Source organism: Bradyrhizobium sp. WSM2254, assembly GCF_000472645.1.
Taxonomy (GTDB): Bacteria; Pseudomonadota; Alphaproteobacteria; order Rhizobiales; family Xanthobacteraceae; genus Bradyrhizobium; species Bradyrhizobium niftali.
On record NZ_AXAB01000013.1, the window covers coordinates 176298 to 199963 of the forward strand.

Here is a 23666-nt window from a genome sequence, read left to right on the forward strand (position 1 = left end):
GAAGCAGGCGCAGCCTGCGAAGGCTGGTGGAGCCAGGCGGGATCGAACCGCCGACCTCGTCATTGCGAACGACGCGCTCTCCCAGCTGAGCTATGGCCCCGTTTGCTGGCCGCTCTGGTAAATGCGGCCGACAACCGGGCGCCATTTAAGTCCCTGCCAAGGTCAAGTCAAGGACGGGCGTAACGCGGTTTTAGCCATTCCGGCGCCCGAACCTCCCTTGTTTGGGCCGGGGGGAACCGATATCTAGCAAAAGGCGTCAATCCCGACCGCAGCCAGAGTTTTCAAAAGCCAGAGTCATCAAAAGCCATGCGTGCCGTTCTCGACATCGTCATCATCGTGCTCGACCTCTACGTCTGGCTGCTGATCGCCTCCGCGATCCTGTCCTGGCTGATCGCTTTCAACGTGGTGAACACCCGCAACCAGTTCGTTTCGGCGGTGGCGGAGTTCCTCTACCGGATCACCGAGCCGCTGTTGGCGCCGATTCGCAATTTCCTGCCCAGCCTCGGCGGGCTCGATATTTCGCCGATCATCCTGATCCTGCTCATCATGTTCATCGAGCGGGTGATCCTGTATTACATCTACCCGAACGTGATCTAGGCAGGCTGGAGCGCCTTGATTGCCAACGACGCTTGCAAGGAACCCTGGCGTTACTCGGCCGCGGGCATCAGCATCGCGCTGCGGGTGACGCCGCGCGGCGGCCGCGACGACATCGACGGGATCGAGCGGCTGGCCGATGGCCGCAGCGTGCTCAAGGTGCGAGTGCGCGCGATCGCCGATGGCGGCGAGGCCAACAAGGCCGTCTTGGTCCTGCTGGCGAAATCGCTGGGCGTCTCCAAGGCCAGCGTAAAACTCCTGTCCGGAGCGACCTCGCGGCTGAAGCAGATCGCGGTCGACGGCGATCCGGCGCGGCTTGGCGAAGCCCTGCGCCGGCTGGCTTCGGCCAAATCGACAGACCAAGGGAACTGACATGACGGCCAAGATCATCGATGGAAAAGTCATAGCCGCGGAACTCCGGGCGCGCGTGGCCGACGAGGTCGCCCGCGTCAAGCGCGAGCACAATCTGGTGCCGGGCCTTGCGGTGGTCCTGGTCGGCAACGACCCGGCGAGCGAGGTCTATGTCCGCTCCAAGCAGACCCAGACCCAGGCCGCCGGCATGGCCTCGTTCGAGCACAAGCTGCCGGCCGATGTGTCGCAAGGCGATCTGCTGGCGCTGGTCGCAAAACTCAATCGCGATCCGGCCGTGCACGGCATTCTGGTGCAGCTGCCACTGCCGAAGGGTCTGAACACCGAGGCCGTCATCAACGCCATCGATCCCGCCAAGGACGTCGATGGCCTGCATCCGAACAATGCCGGCCGGCTTGCCGGCGGCTTGGAGGCGCTGTCGCCCTGCACGCCGCTCGGCTGCATCATCCTGACCAAGAGCGTGCACGCTTCGCTCGAGGGTATGAACGCCATCGTCATCGGCCGTTCCAACCTGGTCGGCCGCCCGCTGGTGCAGTTGTTGCTGAACGAGAACGCCACGGTGACGATCGCGCACTCGCGCTCGCGCGATTTGCCCGGCCTCGTGAGGCGCGCCGATCTCGTCTACGCCGCGGTCGGCAGAGCCGAGATGGTGCGCGGCGATTGGCTGAAGCCGGGCGCAACCGTGATCGACGTCGGCATCAACCGGATCCCGAAGGACGACGGCAAGACGCGCCTCGTCGGTGACGTCGCCTATCAGGAAGCGCTCGCGGTGGCCGGCGCCATCACGCCGGTGCCGGGCGGCGTCGGCCAGATGACGGTCGCATGCTTGCTGGTGAATACGCTGCGCGCCGCTTGCGCGATCGCGGGGCTGGCGAAGCCGGCGGTGTAGGTTTTCTTCACCTCTCCCCGCTTGCGGGGAGAGGTCGGAATTCAAGCGTAGCTTGAATTCCGGGTGAGGGGGACTCTCCGCGAGTCCAACTCTCACTGTCCTTGCGGAGACTCCCCCTCACCCCGACCCTCTCAGCGCGAGCGAAGCTCGTCGCGGCCCCGCATCCGCCTTCGCCAAAGGCTTCGGCGGACAAGAGCGGGGCGAGGGAGCAGATCTCAGCCCTTCTTCTTCTTCTCGCGGTCCATGCCTTCGAGGATCAGCTTGTGCGCTTCCTCCGGGCCGCCCCAGCGCAAGATCTTCACCCACTTGCCTGGTTCGAGATCCTTGTAGTGCTCGAAGAAGTGCTGGATCTGCTGCAGCGTGATATCCGGCAGGTCCGAGTACGACTTCACCTTGTCGTAGCGCTGCGTCAGCTTCGACGACGGCACGGCGAGAATCTTCTCGTCGCCGCCGGCTTCGTCTTCCATGAACAGCACGCCGACCGGGCGCACGCTCATGACGGCGCCGGGGATGATGGCGCGGGTGTTGACGATCAGGACGTCGCAGGGATCGCCGTCGTCCGACAGCGTGTGCGGAATGAAGCCGTAGTTTCCGGGGTAACGCATCGGCGTGTAGAGGAAGCGGTCGACCACCAGCGTGCCGGCCTCCTTGTCCATCTCGTATTTGATCGGTTCACCGCCCACGGGGACTTCGATGATGACATTGACGTCCTGTGGGACGTTTTTCCCGATCGAGACCGCATCGATACGCATTCAAGGCTCCGTTGTTGCCGACGTTAAATCGCGCCCGGCAGCGATTTTGGCGCTGTCATACGCGGGCTTGGCCCCCCAATCCATCGTGTTTTTGTGAAATAATGAATCCAGCGATCACCGGCTCAAGCGGCAAACGGTATCGACGGATGGGAAACGCTGCCGGCTAGACTTTCAGCAGCTCAATTGGTCCAAGCGAAGGCAACCTTGTCGAGCGACTTCGGCCCGAATCGCTCCGAGGAACGCGCCACCATGCGGCCGCCCAGGGCCCGGTAGAACTCGGTCGCCGGATCGTTGTCCGAGAGCGCCCACACAACCATGCTCTTCAGCCCGCTCTGCATCAGGTCGCGGCGGGCGGCGGCGAACAGGCGACGGCCGAAACCGAGGCCCTGGAATTCGGGGCGCAGATAGAGCTCGTAGATCTCGCCGTCGAAGTGCAGGCTGCGGGCACGGTTACGGCCGTAATTGGCATAGCCTGCGATCTTGTCGCCGAACACCAATACGCTGACGCGGCTGCCCTTGCGGATCGCGCTGTCCCACCACTGCGGACCGCGGCGGTTGATCAGCTTCTCCAGCTCGGCGCCGGGAATGATGCCCTGATAGGCTGAGCGCCAGGCTTCGTCATGGGTTGACGCCACCGCAGTTGCATCTGCGGCTTTGGCCGGCCGGACCTCGATCAGGGTTGTGCTCATGGACACGATCAAATCAAGTCGCCGCGTCGGCGGCAAGACCTAACGTTAATTATCGGTTAACCTGTGGACTTTCTGCATCAGTATTTAACGGTTGTTGTACCGAAAGAGGACAAGGCGCTGCCTTGAACGGCAACGAACTGCCATGTGTCGGTGCAAAACTCTGTTGCGGCAACCAATGAACGGCGATGGCAACGCAGAAAGTCCGCCCAGGATGATTCGTTCCCGTTAGTGTGGCCCTCGCTGTCCGTGTTCGCCTCCGGCAATTCATGCGGCTCTTCAACATCCTTGCGCTCCTGCCTCTGCTGGCCTTGCTGACCGCGCCGCCTCTGTGCGCTCAGGTCACGTTCGGTGCATCGGGCGAGGAAGGCGAGCCGTTTCGCCGGCAGGAATGGCGTGTGCCGTCGCCGGATAGCGACATTGCCGCGCATGCGCTGCTGTTTCGCCCGTTCGGACCCGGGCCATTCCGGCTTGCGGTCATCGCGCATGCCTCGACGCAGAATGTGTTGCGTCGCGCACAAATGCCGCAGCCGGAATACCGCGCGCTCACGGCCTTCCTTGTCGCGCGCGGCTTTGCCGTGCTGGTGCCGGAACGGCTCGGCCATGGAGCAACCGGTGGTCGCTATGTCGAGGACCAGGGCGGCTGCGACGAAGCGGATTACGCGCGCTCGGGTCGTGCGACGGCCGGAGAAATTTCGCTGGCACTGGACCATTTGCGAAAGCAGGATTTCATCCGCCAGGATGCCGCGATCGTGGTCGGCCATTCCGCCGGTGGCTGGGGCGCGCTGGGCCTCGCCAATGCCGATCCGAAGACGATCTCGGCGATCACAGTGTTTGCGCCGGGGCGCGGCGGCCATGCCAATGACGAACCGAACCGGATCTGTGCGCCACACACGCTTCTCGCGGCTGCCGCTGAATTCGGCAAGGCGGCGCGCATTCCCGTCACATGGCTCGTTGCGGGCAATGACAGCTATTTCCCGCCGGCATTTTCGAAGTCGCTGGCAGATGCATTTCGCGGCGGTGGCGGCAAGGTCGATTTCCGCGCACTGTCCGCGGTGGGCAGCGAGGGGCACTGGATGATCGAAACCGAAGCCGGCGTCAAAGCCGCCAGCAGCGAGCTCGAGCGCGCGCTGAAGCCGGCGTTGGCGAAGAAACCATGACGCTGTATTTCCTGGTCAAATACCTGCACGTGCTCGGCGCCATCGTCATCCTCGGCACCGGCACCGGCATCGCCTTCTTCATGCTGATGGCGCATCGCACGAACGATGTGGACTTCATTGCGCGCACCGCTTCGGTGGTGGTGATTGCGGACGCAATCTTCACGCTGTCAGCGGTGATCTTGCAGCCGGTCAGCGGCGGCCTGCTGATGATGCTCTCGGCCACGTCGTTCACGGAGCGTTGGCTGCTCGTTTCGCTCGCGCTCTATGCCATCGCAGGCCTGTTCTGGATCCCCGTCGTCTTCATGCAGATCGAGATGCGCGATCTCGCGCGCAAGGCTTCCGAGCAACGCGCCGCCCTGCCGGAGCGTTACTTCATCCTGTTCCGCCGCTGGTTCGCGTTCGGCTTCCCCGGCTTCGGCGCGACGATGCTGATCCTCTGGCTGATGGTCGCCAAGCCGTTTTGAGGAAATGATGAACCAGCGAACCATCCTGGTGCTCGGTGCCTCCGGCCTGATCGGCCGCTTCGTCACCGACGATCTGCGCGAGCGGGGCTTTCGCGTGGTCGGCGTGGCGCGCAGCCTGTCGCAAGCGCAGAGGATGAGCGCGCTGGACATTGAGCTGCCGATCCTTTCGCTCGATGCAGCCGCGCTGACGCGCCTGCTGCGCGAGCAGGCCGTGGATGTCGTCGTGAATTGTCTGGGCGTGCTGCAGGATGGGCCGGGCAGCGACACAGGCGCGGTGCATCGCGATTTCGTCGCGCGTCTGCTTCAGGCGATCGGCGGCAGCGACCGCGCGATCCGCCTCGTGCACATCTCGATTCCGGGAATGGCCGAAGCCGACCGCACCGCTTTCGCCACGACCAAGCGCGAAGCCGAACGGTTGATCGCGGCCTCCGGCATTGACCACGCCATCCTGCGGCCCGGCTTCGTGGTCGCACCGTCAGCCTATGGCGGCAGCGCCATGCTGCGCGCGCTCGCGGCCTTTCCACTCGACTTGCCGCGTGCGGAGATGGCGATGCCGTTCCAGCCCGTCGCGGTCGGGGACATCGCTGCCACCATCGCCTGGCTCGCCGCGCGCGACAGCGACGATGCAGCCGTGAAGGCCGTAAGCTGGGACCTGATGCTATCAGAGCCGGTCACAATGGCCGGAATCATCAAGCATTTTCGGCTCGCGCTCGGCACGGCTGGTTGGCCGCGCGTCGCGATGCCGTCTTTGATGCTCGATCTCGGCGCGAAAATTGGCGATCTCGCCAGCCATCTCGGCTGGATGCCGCCGATGCGCTCCACCGCCATCGCCGAGCTGCGCCGCGGCGTGCGAGGTGATCCTTCGGCGTGGATTGCCGCCACGGGCATCGTGCCGAAGACGCTGACCGAGACGATCGGGCGCCACCCCGCCACCATCCAGGACAAATGGTTCGCGCGGCTGTTCCTGGTCAAGGCGCTCATTTTCGCGAGCTTGGTCGCGTTCTGGGTCGTCTCCGGCTTCATCGCGCTGTTCGTCTCCTACCGCGCCGCCGCCGGCATTCTGAGCGCGCACAATTTTCCGCCGGCGCTGGTCGATCCCATCACCATCGGCACCAGCCTGATGGACATGAGCATCGGCGTGCTGATCGCCTTCCGCCGCACCGCGGCGATCGGCTTGGTTGCAGGCATCGCCGCCTCGCTCGGCTACATGTTCGGCGCAGCGACCCTGACGCCCGATCTCTGGATCGAGCCACTTGGTGCGCTTGTGAAGACGGGACCGGCGATCGTGCTGATGCTCGTCGCGCTTCTGATGTTGGATAATCGATAGCGTTTTCGAGCGAAGTGGATCCCGGTTCGCGTGAAGAAAACGCGTCAAAAAGAGAATCTGATGAGCAAATGGCCCGACGATGACGTGATCCTGTTCGACGGCGTCTGCATCTTCTGCTCGCGCTGGGTGCGGTTCGTGGCAAAGCGCGATACGTCGAGGCGGTTTCGTTTCACGCCGATCCAGTCGGACTATGGAACGCGGCTCGCACGAACGTTCGGCATCGATCCTGATGATCCCGACACCAACGCCGTGATCCACGGCGGCGAGGCGCTCATGAAATCCGACGCCGCACTGACCGTGCTGTCGCAATTGCAGGGATGGGGTTGGGTGCGCATGCTATTCGCCGTGCCCAAGCCACTGCGCGATGCGGTGTACAGCCTCATCGCCCGCAACCGCTATCGCATCTTCGGGAAGTATGACGCCTGCTTCGTGCCCGACGCGGAGTTGCGGGCGCGGGTGATCGAGTGACGCGACGGCGGCCCCACGAATTCGGTGTCGTCCCGGCGAAGGCCGGGACCCATAACCACAGGGCGGAGTTTGGCGAAGACTAGAAGTGAGGGGATCAATCCGCGGTACAAGCACCGCGCTTCATCGAGAAATCACGCGGTATGGGTCCCGGCCTTCGCCGGGACGACGTTGGAGTATGACGCCGCAGCGACGGCGTTTAGTCAGCGCTTCCCAATCGCCCCCAGCACTTCCTTCGCCGCCCGCTCGCCGCTGTCTCTTGCCCCATGCGCCGTCGTGAAGAAGTTCGGCGACGTCGCCTCCCCGGCGAAGAACAGCCGGCCATCGACCGGCGCGGCCAGCACCGCACGGTCGCCAGCATGGCCGGGCAGCGCATGTGAATAGGAGCCTCGGGCAAAGCGATCACGCGCCCAGCGCGACTCGTACAGCGGCTTCAGCTTGCGGCGGATGTCGTTGCCGAGAAAGCTCGCGATCTCGTTGATGCTTTGCGCGGCAATCGCGCCCTCGCCGGCGTCCTCCAGCTCTCTTGCAAAACTGCCGCCGAAAAAGCCTTCGATGCAGGGCTGGCCGAACGGGCGGATGTGGTAGGTGCCCATCGCGGTGCGCATGGTGGCGCCGCGCAAATTACCTTCCTTCGGGAAGGCTTCGGCATCGCCGAGCGCCAGCGTCACCTTGTCGTCAACGCCGAGCGGCAGGCCGGCTGCGGCATCGAGCTTGGCCGGGAGCTGCGGCGAGAAGCGGATCGCCTCATCGGCGATCAGATTGGTCGGTACGGTGACGATCACCTTGCCGGCGGTCAGCGTGCCCTGCGACGTCTCAAGGCGGATGTGCTGGCCGGAATGATCGATCAGCGTGACCATGCAGTTCAGCGCCACCGGGCAGGGCGCGCCATAGGCCGCAACCAGCGTGCCGTAGCCGCGGCGGATGCGCCAGTTGAAGTTGGTGTCCTCATAGGCATCCCAGTCGAGCGTCGACATGTCCTTGAGTTCGCAGCCGTTGATGTAGGTCGAGATCGCGTCGATCATCGGGTTCCAGCGATTGCCGGGCTCGAGGCTCAGGCTCGCGGGCTCGTCCTTGCCCTTTTGCGCGGCCTGCCAGAGGCGCTCATAGAACGCGTCCATCGCGCGCATGAACTCGTCGCGCTGGCTTTGCGGAAACGCGTTGCCGAAGGCGCGCTCGCGCCAGGGCGGCAGGTCCTTGTTCAGCTCGAAATCGAGCTGCTTTGCGATTGCGACGAAGGAGTTTTGGTCCGCCGAATGCAGCCAGCCGCAGCCGACGTCGAACGTCACCTCGGGCGAGGCCTGCACGGTCCAGGCGCGGCCGCCGAGCCGGTCGCGGGCCTCCAGCACGATGGCGGAGAGGCCGGAGCCCGCCAGCGCGTGCGCCGCGCCAAGCCCGGCGGCACCGGCGCCGATGATTGCGACATCAACGGAGGAGGGAAGGGAGCCCATGGGCGGGCTCTAGCACGTTCGCTGGGGGTGCTGAAGTCACCACGTGCACAGCTGTCATCACCCGCGAAAGCGGGTGATCCAGTATTCCAGAGACAGTAGCTTCGTAGGGTGGGCAAAGGCGCTCTTGCGCCGTGCCCACCATTGCCGACCGGGACTTCAAGTGGTGGGCACGCTACGCTTTGCCCACCCTACTGCACAACGGCGTGCGGTGGCTTTACGCCACCGCTTCCTTGGACTTCTCCGCGCGCTTGCGCTCGTTCGGGTCGAGGTGCTTCTTGCGCAGGCGGATCGACTTCGGGGTGACCTCGACGAGCTCGTCGTCCTCGATATAGGCGAGCGCCTTTTCCAGCGTCATGCGGATCGGCGGGGTCAGGCGCACGGCTTCGTCCTTCGACGTCGTGCGGATGTTGGTGAGCTGCTTGCCCTTGAGCACGTTGATCTCGAGATCGTTGTCACGGGTGTGCTCGCCGACGATCATGCCCTTGTAGACCTTCCAGCCCGGCTCGATCATCATCGGGCCGCGATCCTCCAGCTTGAACATGGCGTAGGCCACGGCCTCGCCCTGGTCGTTGGAGATCAGGACGCCGTTGCGGCGGCCCTGGATCTCGCCCTTGTACGGGGCGTAGCCGTGGAACAGGCGGTTCATGATCGCGGTGCCGCGGGTGTCGGTGAGCAGCTCGCCCTGGTAGCCGATCAGGCCGCGGGTCGGCGCGTAGAACACCAGGCGCAGGCGGTTGCCGCCGGACGGCTTCATCTCGACCAGCTCGGATTTGCGCTCGCTCATCTTCTGCACGACGACGCCGGAATGCTCCTCGTCGACGTCGATCACGACCTCCTCGATCGGCTCCATGGCGGCGCCGGTGGCTTCGTCCTTCTGGTACACGACGCGCGGGCGCGACACCGAGAGCTCAAAGCCCTCACGGCGCATGGTCTCGATCAGGATCGCGAGCTGCAATTCGCCGCGGCCCGAGACTTCCATCGCGTCCTTGTCGGCGGCTTCGACGACGCGCAGCGCGACGTTGCCCTCGGCTTCGCGCAGCAGACGGTCGCGGATCATGCGGCTCGTCACCTTGTCGCCTTCGGTGCCGGCGAGCGGAGAGTTGTTGACGATGAACGACATCGACACGGTCGGCGGATCGATCGGCTGTGCCGGCAGCGGCACCTCGACGGTCGGATCGCAGAAGGTGTCGGCGACGGTGCCCTTGGTCAGGCCCGCGATGGCGACGATGTCGCCGGCTTCGGCTTCATCGAGCGGCGTGCGCTCGAGGCCGCGAAACGCCAGGATCTTGGTGATGCGCCCGGTCTCGACCAGCTTGCCGTCGGCATGCAGCACCTTGACCTGCTGGTTCGGCTTGAGCACTCCGGAGGAGATGCGGCCGGTGATGATGCGGCCGAGATAGGGGTTGGCCTCCAGGATGGTGCCGATCATCCTGAACGGACCTTCCTCGACCGTCGGCGGCGCGACGTGGCGCAGGATCAGGTCGAACAGCGGCTCCATGCCCTTGTCCTGCGGACCCTCGGGGCTCTCGGCCATCCAGCCCTGCTTGGCCGATCCGTAGAGGATCGGGAAGTCGAGTTGCTCCTCGCTGGCGTCGAGCGCCGCGAACAGGTCGAACACCTCGTTGATGACTTCGGTCGGGCGCGCGTCGGGGCGGTCGACCTTGTTGATGACGACGATCGGCTTGAGGCCGACCTTCAGTGCCTTGGAGACCACGAACTTGGTCTGCGGCAGCGGGCCTTCAGCGGCGTCCACCAGCACCAGCGCGCCGTCCACCATGTTGAGGATGCGCTCGACCTCGCCGCCGAAATCGGCGTGGCCGGGGGTGTCGACGATGTTGACGCGGGTGTCCTTCCACTGCACCGAGGCCGCCTTGGCCAGAATGGTGATGCCGCGCTCACGCTCCAGGTCGTTGGAGTCCATGGCGCGATCGGTCACCTTCTGGTTCTCGCGGAACGTGCCGGACTGCTGGAGGAGTTTGTCGACCAGGGTCGTCTTGCCGTGGTCGACGTGGGCGATGATGGCGACGTTGCGGAGGTTCATGAGTGAGCTTCTTTGCGTTCGAACAATGGGTTAAGCGCGATCTCGCCGGTCAGACCGGGACCTCTTCTCGAAACAACGCTGGAAGACTGGAAACGGGCGCTTTCCGCCCAAAAAGGGAAGCCCGGCCATATCGACCGGGCACCCTGCGCGTTGCGGCGCAATATATGCAAAAAACGCCAAAAAACAATGTGTTCTTTGCCGGTTGGTTGACTGAATTTTGTCCGGGAATCTCCGGGGGTTAAGGCTCGGTTCCGGGATGGGTGGGGGCCTTCCGCCCCTTAATGGCCGCCCAGATCAGGGCGACCCCTCCGATGCCGACGACCAGTCCCAGGAAGACCAGTGGCGCCATGTCGGAGCCGATTCTGCCGTCCTCAAGCACCGACATTCCGCCGAACAGGAGCGCGCAGAGGCCGGGCAGCAGCATGAGGACGCCCAAGCCTGCCATCAGGGCGGTCAGGCAGCCGCCGCGCTGGTTCGGCGGCGGCAGCGAAAGCGGGGGAGGGGACGGGGGTTCGATGTTGCTCATGATGATGCGACGCTACTGCCGGGGCTTGGGTGGGGTCGCCGCGCGGATGAAGAGGAAGACCGCAATTCCGATCAGGACAAACCCAATCAGGACAAAGGGGGCGCCTTGGCCGCCGAATGCCAGGAAGCATAGGCCGGGGAAAAGCAGCACCACGCCGGCGACCACCATGAAAGCGGTCAGGCAACCGTCGCGCCGTGGCGGCGCTAGCGGAGGCGCGTCCGCTTGAAGCGGCGGCTTCGGACTTGGAGGAGGCGCACCGGTATCGCTCACCGCGGCACCTCTTCGCCCTGCCTCACGTCCCGATACGTCTGCCCGGCCAGTGCAGCGCGGATGCCGTCGATCTTTCCGTCGCGGTAGAACAGATTGTAGGTGTCGAACGGAATGATCGCGCCCTGCTCCGTCACGAAATGGATGCAGGAGCGCTTGACGTTGCCGACGCAGAAATTGAAGCGATCGAGAAACTGCACGATGGTGACGCGGAACACGTTCTCGTAAGAAAGTCCTTCCGGCACCTCGAAGCTCGGCAGGCAGCACAGCAATTCGCAGACCCGTTCGGAGGTGTTGAGCGGCCCCGACGACAGCGAGAACAGGTCGACGAATTTTTCCCGCAGCACCGGATATTTCTCCGGGCTGATGGTGTTGGGCATCACCGCAACCAGCTGCTCCTGCGGAATCAGCGACGTCAGCGGCAGCACTTTCTCGCCATTGCGCAGGCCGTAGCCGATCGAGATGCTCTCGGGGTTGCAGGGGAGCGGGATCATGTCCTTGTCGCCGAACACGCCGGTCTCGACGACACGCTTGCGAATCTCCGACAGCATGATGCGGTCGGTGGTCTTGTCGAAATTCTCGTTGCGGCCGGCATCCTGCACCGGCTGGAGCGTGACGCCGCGAACGCATTTCCAGGTCAGCGCGTGACGCACGATGTCGCCGATCTCGGCGTCATTGACGCCGCGCTTGATGGTCGCCACCAGCGTGGTCGACACGCCGAAATGCTCGAGGTTCTCCAGCGCCTGTTGGCGGATCTTGCGCAGGTCCGCGCCGCGCAGATTGACCAATGCATCGCGCTGCAGCGAATCGAACTGGAGATAGACCTCGAGCCCGCGCTTGTTCTCGGCGAGCCGCGCCACGAAATCCTTTTCGCGGGCGATGCGCAGGCCGTTGGTGTTGATCATGACATGGCGGATCGGGCGGGCGCGCACGGCGTCCAGGATCTCGAAAAAATCCGGGTGCAATGTCGGCTCGCCGCCGGAAATCTGCACGAGGTCGGGTTCGCCCTCGCTGGCAACCAGCGCGTCGAGCATCTTCTCGACCGTCGCGAGCGGGGTGAATTTGGTTCGCGTTGGCGCGGATTCGGCGAAGCAGACCGGGCAGGTGAGATTGCAGTGCTCGGTGATCTCGATCAACGCGAGGCAGGAATGCTGCTCGTGGTCGGGACAGAGGCCGCAATCATAGGGGCAGCCGAATTCGGTGCGGTGCTGGAATTGCATCGGGCGGTCGCCCGGCTTGATGAAGTCCTTGCACAGGCGCCAATAGGCCGCGTCGGTGGAAACCAGCGTCGACTGGACACCATGCTCCCTGCAACGCTTTTCGTACCAGACCTCGTTGTCGAGGATCTGGATCTTGGTCGGCACCAGCTTCAGGCAGATTTCGCAAAGGGATTGGGTCTGGCCCCAGAAGATGTAGGGGCGCGACTTACGCAACGGCGCGTTCATGCACAGGTCTCGCTTTGGGCGCCGTCGCCAGCATGATTGCGGCGTAGAGCAGGATGGACAGCGACAGCAGGTGAAACAGCGTGAGGGGGCCGATCAGCGTGCCATAGGGTTTGAGGAATTCCCACAGGAAGCGCTGCGCTCCATAGTAGAGCAGAACCAGGTAGAAACCATTGGTGATCGCGAACGCGCTCCGGTTCAAGACCGCCAGCACGTAGAGCAGCGCGAACACGCCCATCGCGGCGCTCTCGTAGAGCTGCACGGGATGGCGGAGAACGCCGTCGCCGAAATCATGGCCCCAGGGCAATGCCGTCGGCGTGCCGTAGGTGAAATCGTCGAGGCCCGCAAAATAGCAGCCGAGCCGTCCGATCGCGATGCCAAGGGCCAGCGGCAGCGCAAACCGGGCGCCTGTGCGCAAGGCGATGCCGGCGGTCCATTTGTAGAGCTCGACCGCCACGATGCCGCCGGCTAGCGCGCCCTCGACCGAGCGCGCAACGCCGCTCTCGCCCGACAGCCACAGATTGGCGGATCCGAACAGATAGGCGCCAAGGCCGGCGCCGAACACCAGCGCGGCGATGTAGGGCAGCTCGAAGGATTGCGCCGGAAACCGCAAGCCTTGTCGCGACAGCCAGTAGACCGCCGCACCTGCCGCCAGCCACGCCGCAACATCGAAGACAGTGTGAAGGAATGCCCCGCTCATGCGGAGCGGGTATAGCACGGCGGACGTGCGGTGTCGTACGCCGGCATCCTTTCATGGTGGGGGAGGGCTATTGCATATGACACAGAGAGAGGCTGCCGGATGAGCTCGGCCTGCATGGTTCGAGACGCCCGTTTTGGCGGGCTCCTCACCATGAGGGTCTGATGTCTCGCCGCAAACCGTGACCTCATCCTGAGGGCCCGCCGTAGGCGGGCGTCTCGAAGGATGGGCCGCAGGCAAGCTGCCGGCCACGGTTTTCTCCATATGCGATAGCCCTGCCATGGAGCGGGAGTTCAGGGGGCAGCACGCCGGAGAGGTTAGCCGGTGCTGCTCGCCTCCTCCGTCGGGTAGACGCCGCGCAGCACTTCCTCGAAATGGGTTTTCACCGCCTCGTTGCAGAGGCACGCGCGCTGGCGCAGGCGGTCGCGGTCGCGGACCAGGATCGAGCCGCGCCGCGTGTCGAGGATGCCTTCGGCCCTGAACGATTGGAGCACGCGGCTCGCATAGCTGCGTCCGACCCCGAGCAGCGTCGCGAGCTGCTCATGCGTCAGCGGCACGCTGCTCTCGTCGCCGGTGCGCTCCATCGCCGCCAGGATCCATTTCGCCGTGCGCTGCTCGATCGAGTGGATGGCGTTGCAGGCGGTCGACTGGAAGATCTGCGCCAGCATGCAGTCGGCATAGCGGGCGAAGATGTTGCGCAGCGAGGCCGAGCGCAGCTTGGCCGCCTCCAGCTTGCCGACATGAATGCGTGCAAACGGCCCGCCGAATTTCACGCAGATGCGGGTGTAGGCCGGCAGAAATCCCTCGCTGACGATGCCGCCGACCGCGCCTTCGCGGCCGACCAGGATGGTCTCGACGTCGCGGCCGTCTTCGTTGGGAACGAGAAAGGTCGCGAGCGACGGCCCGCAGGGAAAGTGCACGACCTGGACATCGTCGCCGGGACTGTAGAGCAGCTCGTTGGCCGCGGCGTCGTCAACGATGACGTGTGGCGCGAGCAGCGCATAGTCGGCCGGACTCAAGCGTCGCAGCAGATTGTTGGCCGGCCGGCTGCCGACCTCCGCCGCCTTCCCGATACGCGCGTCCATCGTCAATCCCCTGCTCTCCTTTCAACACTAGCCAGTCTCGATCGCCGGCTGTGTGCACAAGTGGACAGACGTAAGAACTGTTCTGTGGTGAGTTTCGTTCCGGGAACCCTCCGGTGCGCTGGGCGCAGGCGTCGGGATGAGGCTGTCCTTGATCGGTAAGAACATGCAGCCCTCAATAGCCAGGATCATGATACCTGCTTCCCCGGACGGCTCGTCCGCCGTCCCCACCGATGTCCTGATCGTCGAGGACGATCCGATCATTGCGATCGATTTCGAGGATCGCCTGCTCGGCTTTGGCGTGACGAGCGTGCGCACCGTGGGATCGGTGGCGCAGGCGCTGGCCGCGATCGCGGCGCGCGCGCCCGACTTCGCACTGCTCGACGTCGAGCTCAGCCGCGAGAAAAGCTTTGCCGTCGCCGAGCGGCTGGCGGCCCTGGAAATTCCCTTCGTGTTCGTCACCGGCTATGGCGACGAGACGCGGATCGCTCCCGATTTCGTCAACCGGCCGCGTTTGCAAAAGCCGTGCTCGAGCGATGCGCTCGAGGCCGCGCTGCGGTCGCGCGGTTCATGACGCTCCGCTCTGGCTGAGGCGGCTTCAGGCGAGCTTCGGATCGAGCGTGGTCGACCACAGCGCAACGTCGGCGCGGTCGCGCAAGGTCACCGTCATCTGGCCGGAGGCGCCGTCGATCTTGACGTGACCGAAGAACTGCATGCCGGCCGACGGCGGCAGGTTCTGGCTGTCCTTGCCCGGCGCCTTGACGAAGCGCACCTCAGGCCCAAACGTGTTGTCGAGCTCGTTCGGACCGAAGGTGCCTGCGTGCAGCGGGCCCGAGACGAATTCCCAGAACGGCTCGAAATCCTGGAATTGCGCCTTGTTCGGGTCGTAGTAATGCGCGGCGGCGTAGTGCACATCCGCGGTCAGCCATACCGTGTTGCTGATCGGCGCCATCTTGATGAAGCGCAGGATGTCGGCGATCTCGAACTCGCGGCCACGCACCGGGCCGTCGCCCTGCGCAATCGCCTCCGATCCGCCCTTCGGTGTGTCCGAGACGACGAGGCTGAGCGGCATGTCGGAGGCGATCACCTTCCAGGTCGCGCGCGAGTTGAGCAGGCCGCGCTTGAGCCAGGCGATCTGGTCCGGGCCGAGGAAGTAGCTGGCGGGGCCGTAGGCGGTTTCGAGATTGGCGCCGTTCGGGCCGCGATAGCTGCGCTCGTCGAGCACGAACACGTCGAGATGCGGGCCGTAGGAGATCTGGCGATAGACGCGGCCCGGCTCAGCGATGCTCTCGCGCATCGGATACATCTCGTGAAAGGCGCGGCCGGCGCGGGCTGCGAGCAGCGAAATGTCGCGCACCTTGTAGGACGCCGGCAACTCCTTCGACAGCGACCAGTTGTTGGTCACCTCGTGGTCGTCCCACTGCACGAAGATCGGCACTTCGGCATTGAAGGCGCGGACATTGTCGTCGGTGAGATTGTATTTGTGCGCGGCGCGGTACTCGTCCAGCGTCTCCGCGACCTTGGCCTTTTCGGGGATGGTGACGTTCTTCCAGGTCTTGCCGTCGGCGAGTTTGACTTCGGATTGAATAGGGCCGTCGGCGTAGATGGTGTCGCCGGAGTGCAGGAAAAAATCCGGGCGATGCTTGCGCATCGCGGAGAAGGTGAGCATGCCGCCGTCATCAGGATTGATGCCCCAGCCTTGCCCTGCGACGTCGCCGCCCCAGACGAAGCTGACGTCGCGACGGTCGGCCGGCGCGGTGCGGAAGCGGCCGATGACGGCTTCGCCCTCGATCGCGCTGTGCGAGAGGTCGCGGAAGCGGACGCGGTAAAAGATGTCCTGTCCGCCCGGCAGGTTCTCGATCAGCATCTTCGCTGTGAAGTCGCTCTCCGGCAGTGCCGCGATCGGCGGCAGCGCGCGGGCGTCCTTGAACGTTTCCGTCGTCGCCACCTCGACCAGCATCTGCGACGGACGATCGGCGCGCGCCCAGACCACGCCACCGTCGACCGTGACGTCGCCGGACTGCACGCCATGCGTAACCGCCGGCCGGTCGGCCGCGCGCGACAGGTGCGGCATCGCGATCGCACCGAGCGCACCGGCCCCGGTGGTGAGAAAACGGCGGCGGGAGAATTTGATGTTCATGGCGGCTTCGCTGGTTGTCTCGTGCGCATCTCGCGTCGTCATTCCGGGCCGGTCCGACGGACCGGACCCGGAATCTCGAGATTCCGGATTCGCGCTACGCGCGTTCCTGAATGACAACGAAAGCTATATTGAGACAATGTGACGCAGCGATTACGCGCGCAAGCGTTTACGCGTTGCCGGCGGCCCTGAATTGCGCGCCTGCGCGCTGCAGGCTTTGCGGCATGGCGAACAGCACGGCCTTGCGGTCGGCGACGGCGGCGTGGAACTGGTCGAGCACGATGTTGATGGCGGTGAGCCCGCCCTCTTCGATCGCGCCGTGATCGAAGCAGCGCAGCGTGTCGCGCAAGATTTCGTCAGCCTCGGTTTGCATCTGGTCGAGTTCTTCCGTCGTCTCGCTCTTGCGCGCCGCCGCGATCATGTCGAACAGGCGGTCGCGCAAATGGCTGTTGTTGTCGCGTTCGTCCTTCTTCAGGTAGCCCGCGAACCAGGCGCCGAGCGAACCCATGGCCGAGAGCGCCATCAGGGTCCACCAGATGTAATCGCTGTATTTGTCGAGGAAGGTCTTTTCCTCGCCGTCGACGAAGGCGGCTGCGCCCGGATGCACGGGAATCACCGCATCCTTGTCGGTGTCGGGCGTCTCGATCTTCGCCGCCATCGGGAATTCCGCCACCAGTTGCTGGCGCACGGCGAAGAGCTGGCGCGTGAACGCCGCGATGGTGGTGTCGGACACGCTTTTGCGCGCCACGATGTGGTGCGAGAAGCTGATGGTCTTGACCTCGTCGTCGGGACGATCGGGCGAGCCGCCATAGGTACCTGCGGGAATCTCAGATGCTTCGTAGACGGGATGGTTTTGCGCAATCGCATCCGCGGAATCGATCGCAAGGAAAGTCGGCGTGCCGCTGTCCTTGGCGGAAGCCGCGATTACGTCCGACGTGATCTTGCTGTTGACCGGTCCGGCCGCGAGATAGGCGTCCGCCTTCTGGGCCTTGATCGCCTCGGCGGCTTCGTTGGCCGGGTACTGCACCATCTCGACCTTGGCGGGATCGACGCCGTATTGCTGGAGGATCACCTTGAGCAGATTGACGTTGGCCTGGGTGCGGCCGACCACGCCGACGCGATGGCCGGCGAGCTGCGCGATCTTGGTGATCTTCGCGCCCTTCTTCTTGCCCTTGCCGGGGACGGTCCACAGCACCACGACGTTCTTGCAGGGTCGCGACGGCTTGCGCATTCTTCGGCACGTCGACGTCGCCGCGCACGATGGCGAGATCGACCTTGTTTTCCGCGAGCGCATCGGCGCTGGCGGTGGCGCCGTCGGTCTGGATCGGGCGTAGCCGCACATAGTTCTTGTGCTGCGCGAAAGCCTGCGTCAGCGCCTGCACGACCTTGAGGTCGTCGCTATTGGCCGGACCGACCGCGATCTTCAGCGTCACAGGGCGCATCGCGAAATAATAGCCGCCGACGAGCGCGCCGATGATCGCAAGCACCAGCGCCAGAGACACAAGTGCCGTCTTCCGCGCCGTTGATCGCGGCGAAGGCGGGGTGGGCGCTTCGGCCAGGTCCAATCCCCCGGTCATCGATCTCCCAAACAGGCGCTTGAGGCTCAGTTTCATCTTGGCCGGCGATTTACGCCCGCAATTGTAGCAAATTTCTTGTCCGGCGGGGTTACTTCTCCGTCATGGTTAGCGGATGGGGCAAATCCCGCATGAACCCGGGCGTAAGCACGGTGTTAGGGTAAAGTTCCCCTGAAGCACGGAGACGATCATGGCAGAACGGCTGACGATGGAGGCGCGCAAGCAGGCGCTGGGCGGAATACCTGATTGGACCGAAGTTTCGGGCCGCGACGCCATCGGGAAAACCTTTGTCTTCAAGGATTTCAACGAAGCCTTCGGCTTCATGACCCGCGCGGCGCTGGTCGCCGAGAAGATGGATCATCACCCCGAATGGCGCAACGTCTACAAGACCGTGGAGGTGGTGCTGTCGACCCATGACGCCGGCGGCGTCACGGCGCTCGACATCGAGCTCGCCAGGGCGATGAACGCCATCGCCAAGCTTACACCGGGCTGACGTCTTGCAGCGACCGGCTGCATCCCCATCTTGTGATCAGCAGGGGATGCGGCGATCCGCCGCTCCCGGCGGAACGGGGAGTTTTGGAGCATGGCTGCCGAACACAGCGTCGGCTTTGAGCCGGCCGATCGGCTCGCGGAAGATCGTGAAAGCGTTCGCCGCCGCTTCTGGCGCAAGCTGAAGCGCGTCGCCGCGCATCTGCCGTTCGCCGAAGACCTGCTCGCAGCCTACTATTGCGCGTTCGACCGGCAGACTCCGCGCCATGTCCAGGCGTCGTTGCTGGGGGCGATCGCCTATTTCATTCTGCCGTTCGATTTCGTCCCCGACGTGATGCCGATCCTCGGCTTCACCGATGATGCCGCCGTGCTCGCCACCGCCATCCGCATGGTCGCCAGCCACATCACGACGGAGCACCGCGAAGCCGCCCGCGCCGCGCTGAAGCGGGGCGTGGACGAGGCGGAAGCGAGAGAGTAGTTGCCTCGCAACGCCTCGTCGCTACATCCTCCGTGTCGTCCTGGCGAAAGCCAGGACCCATTACCCCGTTTGGTAATGGTTACGGCCGGTGCTCGCTCAGAGTCTTCGCCAAACTCCTCTCGGTGGTAATGGGTCCTGGCTTTCGCCAGGACGACGCCGAGAGAACTACTTCTTCTCCGCCTGCGCTCGCGCCTTCTCCGCGTCCCATGCCTGGAATTGTCTGAACAGCTTTTCCTTGTCCGCATCGGATACGTTCGCGGCCGTCGGACTCTGCTTCAGGAACGCCTCGAAGCGCTGGCGTGTCACCGGCTCGACGCCGTGCTTGTCGAGCCATTGCTGCGCCACCGGCAATCGGTTCCAGCCGGACAGGGGCGCTGCGAGCGAGACCTCCTTCCACTTGGGATGGAAGGGTGGGTTCTGGAGTGCGGGGAATTTCGTGAAGAACGCGTCCACGAACAGCGCGAGCTTGCGATAGCGCTCGGTGTTGGGCGCCCAGTTATAGGCCGCCAGCACCGCAGGCACCGCGATCGTGTCCACGCTCTCGCCCTCCTTGATCAGGTTCGGATAGTCCTTTGCGGTCAGCGTTGCCGGCAGATAGTCGCTCTGGAGCGGCTTTGCATAGTCGACCTTCGCAAGATGGAAGCGGCCGTCATTGCCGAAGGTCGAGACCGATTTGTACGGCTTGCCGCCGACCACGATGACGGCGTCGATCTCGCCGGCCTTCAGCTTCTCCATCGCGATGCGCTGCTCGACATAGACGAAGTTCGCCTTGATCCCGAGCCGCTCGAACACGGTGAGCGCGGTGACGAAGGTGCCGCCGTTCGGCAGGTCGACGCTCACCGTCTTGCCTTCGAGGTCCTTCAGCGTCGCGACCGATTTCGGCGCGATCACCTGCATCTCCTCATTGTAGAGCTTGGTCACATAGGTGAACTGCTTCTTGATATCCTTCGCAAAACCCTTGCGCTCGAGATAGTCGAGCGTGTCGGCACGCACGATGCCGAGATCGACGCCTTGCAGGAACAGGATGTCGGCGACGCTCTGCACCGAGCCGCGGCCGACGATCGGCAGCACGCGGATCTTGTTGCCGTCGTCGAGCACCGAGGCGAGGTCGGCGCCGAACTGCACATAGGTGCCGCCGATCGTGCCTGTTATCAGCGTGACGGTGTTGGCGTTCAGCGACTGCTTGGTCGAGGTCGAGCCGAATTGGAAGATCGCCTTCAGGCTGTCCGAGACCTTGGCTGGATCGTATTCGGTCTGATCGGCGCGTGCCGCGAACGCGCAGATCGTCATGATGGCGGCAAGCGCCATTCCCAAAGCGTTACGCATGATATCCTCTGAAGAGTTCTAGTTCGAGAGTTGGGTGAGGCGCTTTCGCGCTTCCGCCGATCCGAGGCTGGCGGCCCGTTGGTACCAGTCGCGTGCGGCGACGGCGTCGGCGGTGATGCTCCGCGTGTCCTTGGTGCCCAGGACGGCTGGATCGTAGGTCTGCGCCAGCAGGAACGCCGCCGTCGCATCCTGAGCATTCGCCGCGCGCTCGAGCAGCAGCCGCGCCGCGGCGATGTCGCCGACGGTCAACAGGCTCTTGGCGCGCGCCATCAAGCCGGCCAGCGTGTCGGCGTCGAGGCTCCTGGCTGGCGGCGGTGGCGCGGGCTGTGCCGCGACTTGTGTCGGTACAGGCGCGGGTGCCTGAGCCTGGAGCGCGCTCTGATAGGCGGTTGCGATCGCCTCGCGGCTCGGCGTCGCCGGTGCAGGAGCATCCTGTGCGTCAGCGCTCGCCAGCATCGTGTTGGTCACACGCGCGGCATCCTTGACCGGACCCTGCCGTGCGGCAGGCGGATTGGCGGGAGCCGCGGCCTCGTTCGCGGCCGCGCCGATCCACGACGTGCCGTTGATGGTGAGCAGCCGGTTGATGTCGGACCAAAACAGCGCGATCGGGACCGCGATGACCGACGCGGCGAGGACGGCAGCGAGAATGCGCCGGACGCTTCTGGCCCTGGTGCGCACGGCCAATGGCGCGAATTCCCGTGGATCCGGCGCGCTGAGCGGATCGGACAAGAACAGTGGCATGGGATCGTGCGATGAAGGATCGATCCGTTCAGCGCGCGCACGAATGTAGGATGCGGTGGACGGATGTGATGCCGCTTGTTCGGAGTCGAGCGCCCTCGACCCCCAGGACGGACGGAATGCCGTCGTCTCCATGGTGATGCTTCCCCCAAATACTGACACAACGCGGGGCAATGCCGGTTTTAGTTTTCTTGTTTTTGTCCAGGAGCGCCCTGCAATCTGGAACCGGTAAATCGCAATTTGAATCAGCCCAAAAAGCGACAACGGTTGGGGCGAATCGGGAAAAATTTAGGTTTGATTCGGGCGACGCGGGGGAGTGCACCGCAATTTTGGCGGTGATGGTTGAGAAGGCGCTACCAGGCGGTGACGCGCAATTTTGCGCGAAGTCAGGGTTGTTCACGCTGCCTGCCGCGCACTCCGCTGCCCCGGCTTGACCGCGGCATCCGGGACGCTGCGGCCCCTCGGTTCAATCACGTCCGCCTCTGGAATGCTGCATCGCCCGCCCCAGTGCGCAAGTGCGCGCAAGGCGAGCGATGACAGGTGTGTGCGTAGCGACAGCGTCGCGCCGCCGCCCGCATCATCTCACGGATGCAGGATCACCTTGCCCATGGCCTGGCGTCCCGCGAGCACCTTCAGCGCGTCCGCGGTCTGTGCCAGCGGGAAGGTGCGATCGACATGCGATGAGATCTTGCCTTCCGCGGTCCACTTCACGAGCTTTTCGAGATTGGCGCGGTTCTTGGTGGGATTGAGCCGGGTCCAGGCGCCCCAGAACACGCCGCGGATGTCGCAGCCCTTCAGCAGCGCGAGGTTCAGCGGCATCTTCGGAATGTCGCCGGCGGCAAAGCCGATCACGAGGAAGCGGCCTTCCCAGGCGATCGAGCGCAGCGCCTGCTCGGCATACGCGCCACCAACCGGATCGAAGATGATGTCGACGCCCTTGCCATCAGTGAGCTTGCGCAGGCCTTCCTTCAAATCTTCCTTGCCGTAGTTCAGCGTGAGCTCGGCGCCATGGGCTTTCGCGAATTCGAGCTTCTCGTCCGACGAGGCGCAGGCGATCACCTTGAGGCCCATCAGCTTGCCGAGCTCGCAGGCGGCAAGGCCCGTGCCGCCGGCCGCGCCGAGCACCGCGAGCGTCTCACCGGGCTTGGGGCTGGCGCGATCTTCCAGCGCATGCAGTGCGGTGCCGTAGATGATGATGATGCCGGCCGCGCGGTCGTAATCGAGATTGTCCGGGATCTTCACGATCGATGCCGCCGGCAGCGCGATCTTCTCGCGCGCGCCGTTGTGGCCGCAGGAGGCGACCACGCGATCGCCGACCTTGAGGTCGGTCACGCCGGGGCCGATGCTCTCGATCACGCCGGCGACTTCCGCGGCCGGCGAGAACGGGAACGGCGGCTTGATCTGGTACTTGCCCTGAATCATCAGGATGTCGAAGAAGTTCAGCGCCGCCGCCTTGATCGCGATCACGGCCTCGCCGGGACCTGCCACCGGATCCGGAACCTCGGCGAGCACGAGATCGTCGGGCTGGCAATATTGCGAGCAGAGAATGGCTTTCATGGCGGCACCCAGGCGTTTCGAGGTGGAATTATAGTTGGCTCGTTTCTGCCGGATTTAGCGCAGCCCTACAATCCGGATTCTTTGTCTAAGGGAGCGCGCAGGCCTATCCTTGCGTCATTGCGAGCGCAGCGAAGCAATCCAGAGTCCGTGCCGCGGAAATAGTCTGGATTGCTTCGGTGCGTTCGCAATGACGAAAAAGAAAAAAGAAGGATTCAAACGATGTTTGAAACGGGTCTGCTGAGGGGCAAGCGCATTCTCGTCACCGGTGGCGGCTCGGGCCTCGGTGCCGCGATGGGACGCCGCTTCCTCGCGCTCGGCGCCGAGCTCGTGATCTGCGGCCGCAAGCTCGACCGGCTCGAGGCAACCGCAGCCGAGATGCGCGCGCAGACCAGCGGCAAGGTCACGACCATCGCCTGCGATATCCGCGACGGTGCCGCCGTCGAGAGCATGATGGACGCGATCTGGCGCGAGGCGCCGCTCGACATTCTCGTCAACAATGCCGCAGCGACCTTCATTGCCCAGAGCGAACATCTCTCCTTCCGCGCCGCGGATGCGATCCTGGCGCCGACGCTGCATGGCGCGATGTATTGCACGCTCGCTGCCGGCAAACGCTGGATCGACGGCAAGCATGGCGGCGTCGTGCTCTCGATCCTCTCGACCTCGACCATCACCGGCCGCGCCTTCACCGTGCCGTCCGCGATGGCGAAGTCGGCGGTGCTGGCGATGACCAAAAGCCTGGCAGTGGAGTGGGGCCCGAAGGGCATCCGCACTGTCGCAATCGCGCCGGGTCCGTTCCCGACCGCCGGAGCATCCGGACAGCTCCGTCCCGAAGGCCGCGACGACGGCTGGACCGCGCGGAACCCGCTTGGCCGGACCGGGGACCACAGCGAGCTCGCCGATCTCGCCAGCTTCCTGGTCTCCGACCGCGCCGGCTACATCAACGGCGAGATGGTGGTGATCGACGGTGGCGCGCATTTGCGCAGTTCGGGCGCCGAGGACCTGCTCGGCTGGACCGACGCGCAATGGGCCGACCAGCGCGCCGCGCGATCCCGAGGCTAGCTGTTGCTAACCCGCTAACTGCCTTCCCAAATTGGACTTTCCCGGTTATCCCTGCCGCGGGGACAATGCGCGGCCGGGCCATCTTCCAGTCACAAT

At 64.5% G+C, this 23666-nt stretch carries 25 protein-coding genes, 1 tRNA gene and 1 pseudogene; 12 read left to right on the plus strand and 15 right to left on the minus strand.

The genetic code is table 11. The features are described from left to right. Positions 1-24: 24 nt before the first annotated feature. Positions 25-100: transfer RNA gene (locus tag A3M7_RS0110380), tRNA-Ala, on the minus strand. A gap of 206 nt (positions 101-306) precedes the next feature. Between A3M7_RS0110380 and A3M7_RS0110385 the strand changes: the two genes are divergently transcribed. From A3M7_RS0110385 to folD, 3 genes are read left to right on the plus strand one after another with little or no spacing between them, the layout of a single operon-like run. After that, positions 307-597, plus strand: coding sequence for a YggT family protein (locus A3M7_RS0110385; protein WP_008539240.1), 291 nt, complete (start codon positions 307-309; stop codon positions 595-597). Positions 598-612: 15 nt separating this feature from the next. Further along, positions 613-966: a DUF167 domain-containing protein gene (locus A3M7_RS0110390; protein WP_027543866.1), complete on the plus strand. Its 354-nt coding sequence runs from the start codon at positions 613-615 to the stop codon at positions 964-966. 1 nt (position 967) lies between these two features. Continuing rightward, positions 968-1852, plus strand: a complete 885-nt coding sequence (gene folD / locus A3M7_RS0110395) for a bifunctional methylenetetrahydrofolate dehydrogenase/methenyltetrahydrofolate cyclohydrolase FolD (RefSeq protein WP_027543867.1) — start codon at positions 968-970, stop codon at positions 1850-1852. A gap of 215 nt (positions 1853-2067) precedes the next feature. Here the strand turns inward: folD and ppa are convergent, their stop codons facing one another. Both ppa and A3M7_RS0110405 read right to left on the minus strand, forming a co-directional pair. Continuing rightward, on the minus strand, positions 2068-2604 hold the full coding sequence (gene ppa / locus A3M7_RS0110400; RefSeq protein WP_027543868.1) for an inorganic diphosphatase: 537 nt from the start codon (positions 2602-2604) through the stop codon (positions 2068-2070). A 179-nt stretch (positions 2605-2783) separates the two neighbouring features. Further along, on the minus strand, positions 2784-3293 hold the full coding sequence (locus A3M7_RS0110405) for a GNAT family N-acetyltransferase (RefSeq protein WP_008136728.1): 510 nt from the start codon (positions 3291-3293) through the stop codon (positions 2784-2786). Positions 3294-3559: 266 nt separating this feature from the next. Here A3M7_RS0110405 and A3M7_RS0110410 point away from each other — a divergent pair, with 266 nt between their 5' ends. From A3M7_RS0110410 to A3M7_RS0110425, 4 genes are read left to right on the plus strand one after another with little or no spacing between them, the layout of a single operon-like run. Beyond that, positions 3560-4450, plus strand: a complete 891-nt coding sequence (locus A3M7_RS0110410; RefSeq protein ID WP_027543869.1) for a dienelactone hydrolase family protein — start codon at positions 3560-3562, stop codon at positions 4448-4450. After that, positions 4447-4914, plus strand: coding sequence for a DUF2269 domain-containing protein (locus tag A3M7_RS0110415; protein WP_027543870.1), 468 nt, complete (start codon positions 4447-4449; stop codon positions 4912-4914). The genes A3M7_RS0110410 and A3M7_RS0110415 overlap by 4 nt, the downstream gene beginning before the upstream one ends. A 7-nt stretch (positions 4915-4921) precedes the next feature. After that, complete coding sequence (locus tag A3M7_RS0110420) at positions 4922-6241, plus strand: SDR family oxidoreductase (RefSeq protein WP_049823320.1); 1320 nt, start codon at positions 4922-4924, stop codon at positions 6239-6241. A gap of 60 nt (positions 6242-6301) precedes the next feature. Continuing rightward, positions 6302-6709, plus strand: a complete 408-nt coding sequence (locus A3M7_RS0110425) for a thiol-disulfide oxidoreductase DCC family protein (RefSeq protein ID WP_027543872.1) — start codon at positions 6302-6304, stop codon at positions 6707-6709. Positions 6710-6909: 200 nt separating this feature from the next. On the opposite strand, the gene A3M7_RS0110430 is transcribed toward A3M7_RS0110425, so the two are convergent. Both A3M7_RS0110430 and typA read right to left on the minus strand, forming a co-directional pair. Then, positions 6910-8157, minus strand: a complete 1248-nt coding sequence (locus A3M7_RS0110430) for an NAD(P)/FAD-dependent oxidoreductase (protein WP_027543873.1) — start codon at positions 8155-8157, stop codon at positions 6910-6912. Positions 8158-8371: 214 nt separating this feature from the next. Further along, on the minus strand, positions 8372-10198 hold the full coding sequence (gene typA / locus A3M7_RS0110435) for a translational GTPase TypA (protein WP_027543874.1): 1827 nt from the start codon (positions 10196-10198) through the stop codon (positions 8372-8374). A 2-nt stretch (positions 10199-10200) separates the two neighbouring features. Here typA and A3M7_RS48420 point away from each other — a divergent pair, with 2 nt between their 5' ends. Next, a complete protein-coding gene (locus A3M7_RS48420; protein ID WP_156936853.1) occupies positions 10201-10440 on the plus strand; it encodes a hypothetical protein in 240 nt (79 codons plus the stop codon). Here A3M7_RS48420 and A3M7_RS0110440 read toward each other — a convergent pair. The 5 genes from A3M7_RS0110440 to A3M7_RS0110460 all read right to left on the minus strand — a co-directional run bounded on the left by A3M7_RS0110440 (position 10437) and on the right by A3M7_RS0110460 (position 14215). Then, positions 10437-10724, minus strand: coding sequence for a hypothetical protein (locus A3M7_RS0110440; RefSeq protein WP_027543875.1), 288 nt, complete (start codon positions 10722-10724; stop codon positions 10437-10439). The genes A3M7_RS48420 and A3M7_RS0110440 overlap by 4 nt on opposite strands. Before the next feature lie 12 nt (positions 10725-10736). Continuing rightward, positions 10737-10892, minus strand: coding sequence for a hypothetical protein (locus A3M7_RS51215; RefSeq protein WP_371090170.1), 156 nt, complete (start codon positions 10890-10892; stop codon positions 10737-10739). Positions 10893-10990: 98 nt separating this feature from the next. After that, the gene (locus A3M7_RS0110450; protein WP_027543876.1) at positions 10991-12436 is read right to left on the minus strand and encodes a radical SAM protein; all 1446 of its coding nucleotides are present in this window, start codon (positions 12434-12436) and stop codon (positions 10991-10993) included. Then, positions 12417-13133, minus strand: coding sequence for a prolipoprotein diacylglyceryl transferase (locus tag A3M7_RS0110455; RefSeq protein WP_027543877.1), 717 nt, complete (start codon positions 13131-13133; stop codon positions 12417-12419). Before A3M7_RS0110455 ends, A3M7_RS0110450 begins: the two co-directional genes overlap by 20 nt. A gap of 314 nt (positions 13134-13447) precedes the next feature. Further along, positions 13448-14215: a Crp/Fnr family transcriptional regulator gene (locus tag A3M7_RS0110460; protein WP_027543878.1), complete on the minus strand. Its 768-nt coding sequence runs from the start codon at positions 14213-14215 to the stop codon at positions 13448-13450. Between the two features lie 187 nt (positions 14216-14402). On the opposite strand from A3M7_RS0110460, the gene A3M7_RS0110465 reads away from it, so the two are divergent. Further along, entirely contained in the window at positions 14403-14786 is a 384-nt protein-coding gene (locus tag A3M7_RS0110465) for a response regulator (protein ID WP_027543879.1), read from the plus strand. Between the two features lie 24 nt (positions 14787-14810). Here the strand turns inward: A3M7_RS0110465 and A3M7_RS0110470 are convergent, their stop codons facing one another. Together A3M7_RS0110470 and A3M7_RS0110475 are read right to left on the minus strand one after the other, a co-directional pair. Then, positions 14811-16352, minus strand: a complete 1542-nt coding sequence (locus A3M7_RS0110470) for an alkaline phosphatase (RefSeq protein WP_027543880.1) — start codon at positions 16350-16352, stop codon at positions 14811-14813. 166 nt (positions 16353-16518) lie between these two features. Beyond that, positions 16519-17962 (minus strand): annotated as a pseudogene (locus A3M7_RS0110475) (TAXI family TRAP transporter solute-binding subunit). Between the two features lie 151 nt (positions 17963-18113). Here A3M7_RS0110475 and A3M7_RS0110480 point away from each other — a divergent pair. Together A3M7_RS0110480 and A3M7_RS0110485 are read left to right on the plus strand one after the other, a co-directional pair. Beyond that, complete coding sequence (locus A3M7_RS0110480; RefSeq protein WP_027543881.1) at positions 18114-18416, plus strand: 4a-hydroxytetrahydrobiopterin dehydratase; 303 nt, start codon at positions 18114-18116, stop codon at positions 18414-18416. Between the two features lie 90 nt (positions 18417-18506). Further along, positions 18507-18890, plus strand: a complete 384-nt coding sequence (locus A3M7_RS0110485) for a YkvA family protein (RefSeq protein WP_027543882.1) — start codon at positions 18507-18509, stop codon at positions 18888-18890. A 165-nt stretch (positions 18891-19055) separates the two neighbouring features. Here the strand turns inward: A3M7_RS0110485 and A3M7_RS0110490 are convergent, their stop codons facing one another. The 3 genes from A3M7_RS0110490 to A3M7_RS0110500 form a co-directional block, all read right to left on the minus strand. Further along, positions 19056-20216 (minus strand): TAXI family TRAP transporter solute-binding subunit, encoded by a 1161-nt coding sequence (locus A3M7_RS0110490; protein WP_027543883.1) that lies wholly within the window; start codon positions 20214-20216, stop codon positions 19056-19058. A gap of 18 nt (positions 20217-20234) precedes the next feature. Beyond that, on the minus strand, positions 20235-20957 hold the full coding sequence (locus A3M7_RS0110495) for a hypothetical protein (RefSeq protein ID WP_245284222.1): 723 nt from the start codon (positions 20955-20957) through the stop codon (positions 20235-20237). A 579-nt stretch (positions 20958-21536) separates the two neighbouring features. Continuing rightward, entirely contained in the window at positions 21537-22511 is a 975-nt protein-coding gene (locus tag A3M7_RS0110500; RefSeq protein WP_027543885.1) for an NADPH:quinone oxidoreductase family protein, read from the minus strand. A 219-nt stretch (positions 22512-22730) separates the two neighbouring features. Here A3M7_RS0110500 and A3M7_RS0110505 point away from each other — a divergent pair, with 219 nt between their 5' ends. Continuing rightward, positions 22731-23570 (plus strand): SDR family oxidoreductase, encoded by an 840-nt coding sequence (locus tag A3M7_RS0110505; protein ID WP_027543886.1) that lies wholly within the window; start codon positions 22731-22733, stop codon positions 23568-23570. The last annotated feature ends 96 nt before the right edge of the window (positions 23571-23666 follow it).

Bases quoted from the DNA above. Each gene is read 5' to 3' on its own strand.
- A3M7_RS0110385 (WP_008539240.1), top strand. From the start codon at position 307: ATGCGTGCCGTTCTCGACATCGTCATCATCGTGCTCGACCTCTACGTC.
- folD (WP_027543867.1), top strand. From the start codon at position 968: ATGACGGCCAAGATCATCGATGGAAAAGTCATAGCCGCGGAACTCCGG.
- ppa (WP_027543868.1), bottom strand. From the start codon at position 2,604: ATGCGTATCGATGCGGTCTCGATCGGGAAAAACGTCCCACAGGACGTC.
- A3M7_RS0110405 (WP_008136728.1), bottom strand. From the start codon at position 3,293: ATGAGCACAACCCTGATCGAGGTCCGGCCGGCCAAAGCCGCAGATGCA.
- A3M7_RS0110410 (WP_027543869.1), top strand. From the start codon at position 3,560: ATGCGGCTCTTCAACATCCTTGCGCTCCTGCCTCTGCTGGCCTTGCTG.
- A3M7_RS0110415 (WP_027543870.1), top strand. From the start codon at position 4,447: ATGACGCTGTATTTCCTGGTCAAATACCTGCACGTGCTCGGCGCCATC.
- A3M7_RS0110420 (WP_049823320.1), top strand. From the start codon at position 4,922: ATGAACCAGCGAACCATCCTGGTGCTCGGTGCCTCCGGCCTGATCGGC.
- A3M7_RS0110425 (WP_027543872.1), top strand. From the start codon at position 6,302: ATGAGCAAATGGCCCGACGATGACGTGATCCTGTTCGACGGCGTCTGC.
- A3M7_RS0110430 (WP_027543873.1), bottom strand. From the start codon at position 8,157: ATGGGCTCCCTTCCCTCCTCCGTTGATGTCGCAATCATCGGCGCCGGT.
- typA (WP_027543874.1), bottom strand. From the start codon at position 10,198: ATGAACCTCCGCAACGTCGCCATCATCGCCCACGTCGACCACGGCAAG.
- A3M7_RS0110440 (WP_027543875.1), bottom strand. From the start codon at position 10,724: ATGAGCAACATCGAACCCCCGTCCCCTCCCCCGCTTTCGCTGCCGCCG.
- A3M7_RS51215 (WP_371090170.1), bottom strand. From the start codon at position 10,892: ATGGTGGTCGCCGGCGTGGTGCTGCTTTTCCCCGGCCTATGCTTCCTG.
- A3M7_RS0110450 (WP_027543876.1), bottom strand. From the start codon at position 12,436: ATGAACGCGCCGTTGCGTAAGTCGCGCCCCTACATCTTCTGGGGCCAG.
- A3M7_RS0110455 (WP_027543877.1), bottom strand. From the start codon at position 13,133: ATGAGCGGGGCATTCCTTCACACTGTCTTCGATGTTGCGGCGTGGCTG.
- A3M7_RS0110460 (WP_027543878.1), bottom strand. From the start codon at position 14,215: ATGGACGCGCGTATCGGGAAGGCGGCGGAGGTCGGCAGCCGGCCGGCC.
- A3M7_RS0110465 (WP_027543879.1), top strand. From the start codon at position 14,403: ATGATACCTGCTTCCCCGGACGGCTCGTCCGCCGTCCCCACCGATGTC.
- A3M7_RS0110470 (WP_027543880.1), bottom strand. From the start codon at position 16,352: ATGAACATCAAATTCTCCCGCCGCCGTTTTCTCACCACCGGGGCCGGT.
- A3M7_RS0110480 (WP_027543881.1), top strand. From the start codon at position 18,114: ATGGCAGAACGGCTGACGATGGAGGCGCGCAAGCAGGCGCTGGGCGGA.
- A3M7_RS0110485 (WP_027543882.1), top strand. From the start codon at position 18,507: ATGGCTGCCGAACACAGCGTCGGCTTTGAGCCGGCCGATCGGCTCGCG.
- A3M7_RS0110490 (WP_027543883.1), bottom strand. From the start codon at position 20,216: ATGCGTAACGCTTTGGGAATGGCGCTTGCCGCCATCATGACGATCTGC.
- A3M7_RS0110495 (WP_245284222.1), bottom strand. From the start codon at position 20,957: ATGCCACTGTTCTTGTCCGATCCGCTCAGCGCGCCGGATCCACGGGAA.
- A3M7_RS0110500 (WP_027543885.1), bottom strand. From the start codon at position 22,511: ATGAAAGCCATTCTCTGCTCGCAATATTGCCAGCCCGACGATCTCGTG.
- A3M7_RS0110505 (WP_027543886.1), top strand. From the start codon at position 22,731: ATGTTTGAAACGGGTCTGCTGAGGGGCAAGCGCATTCTCGTCACCGGT.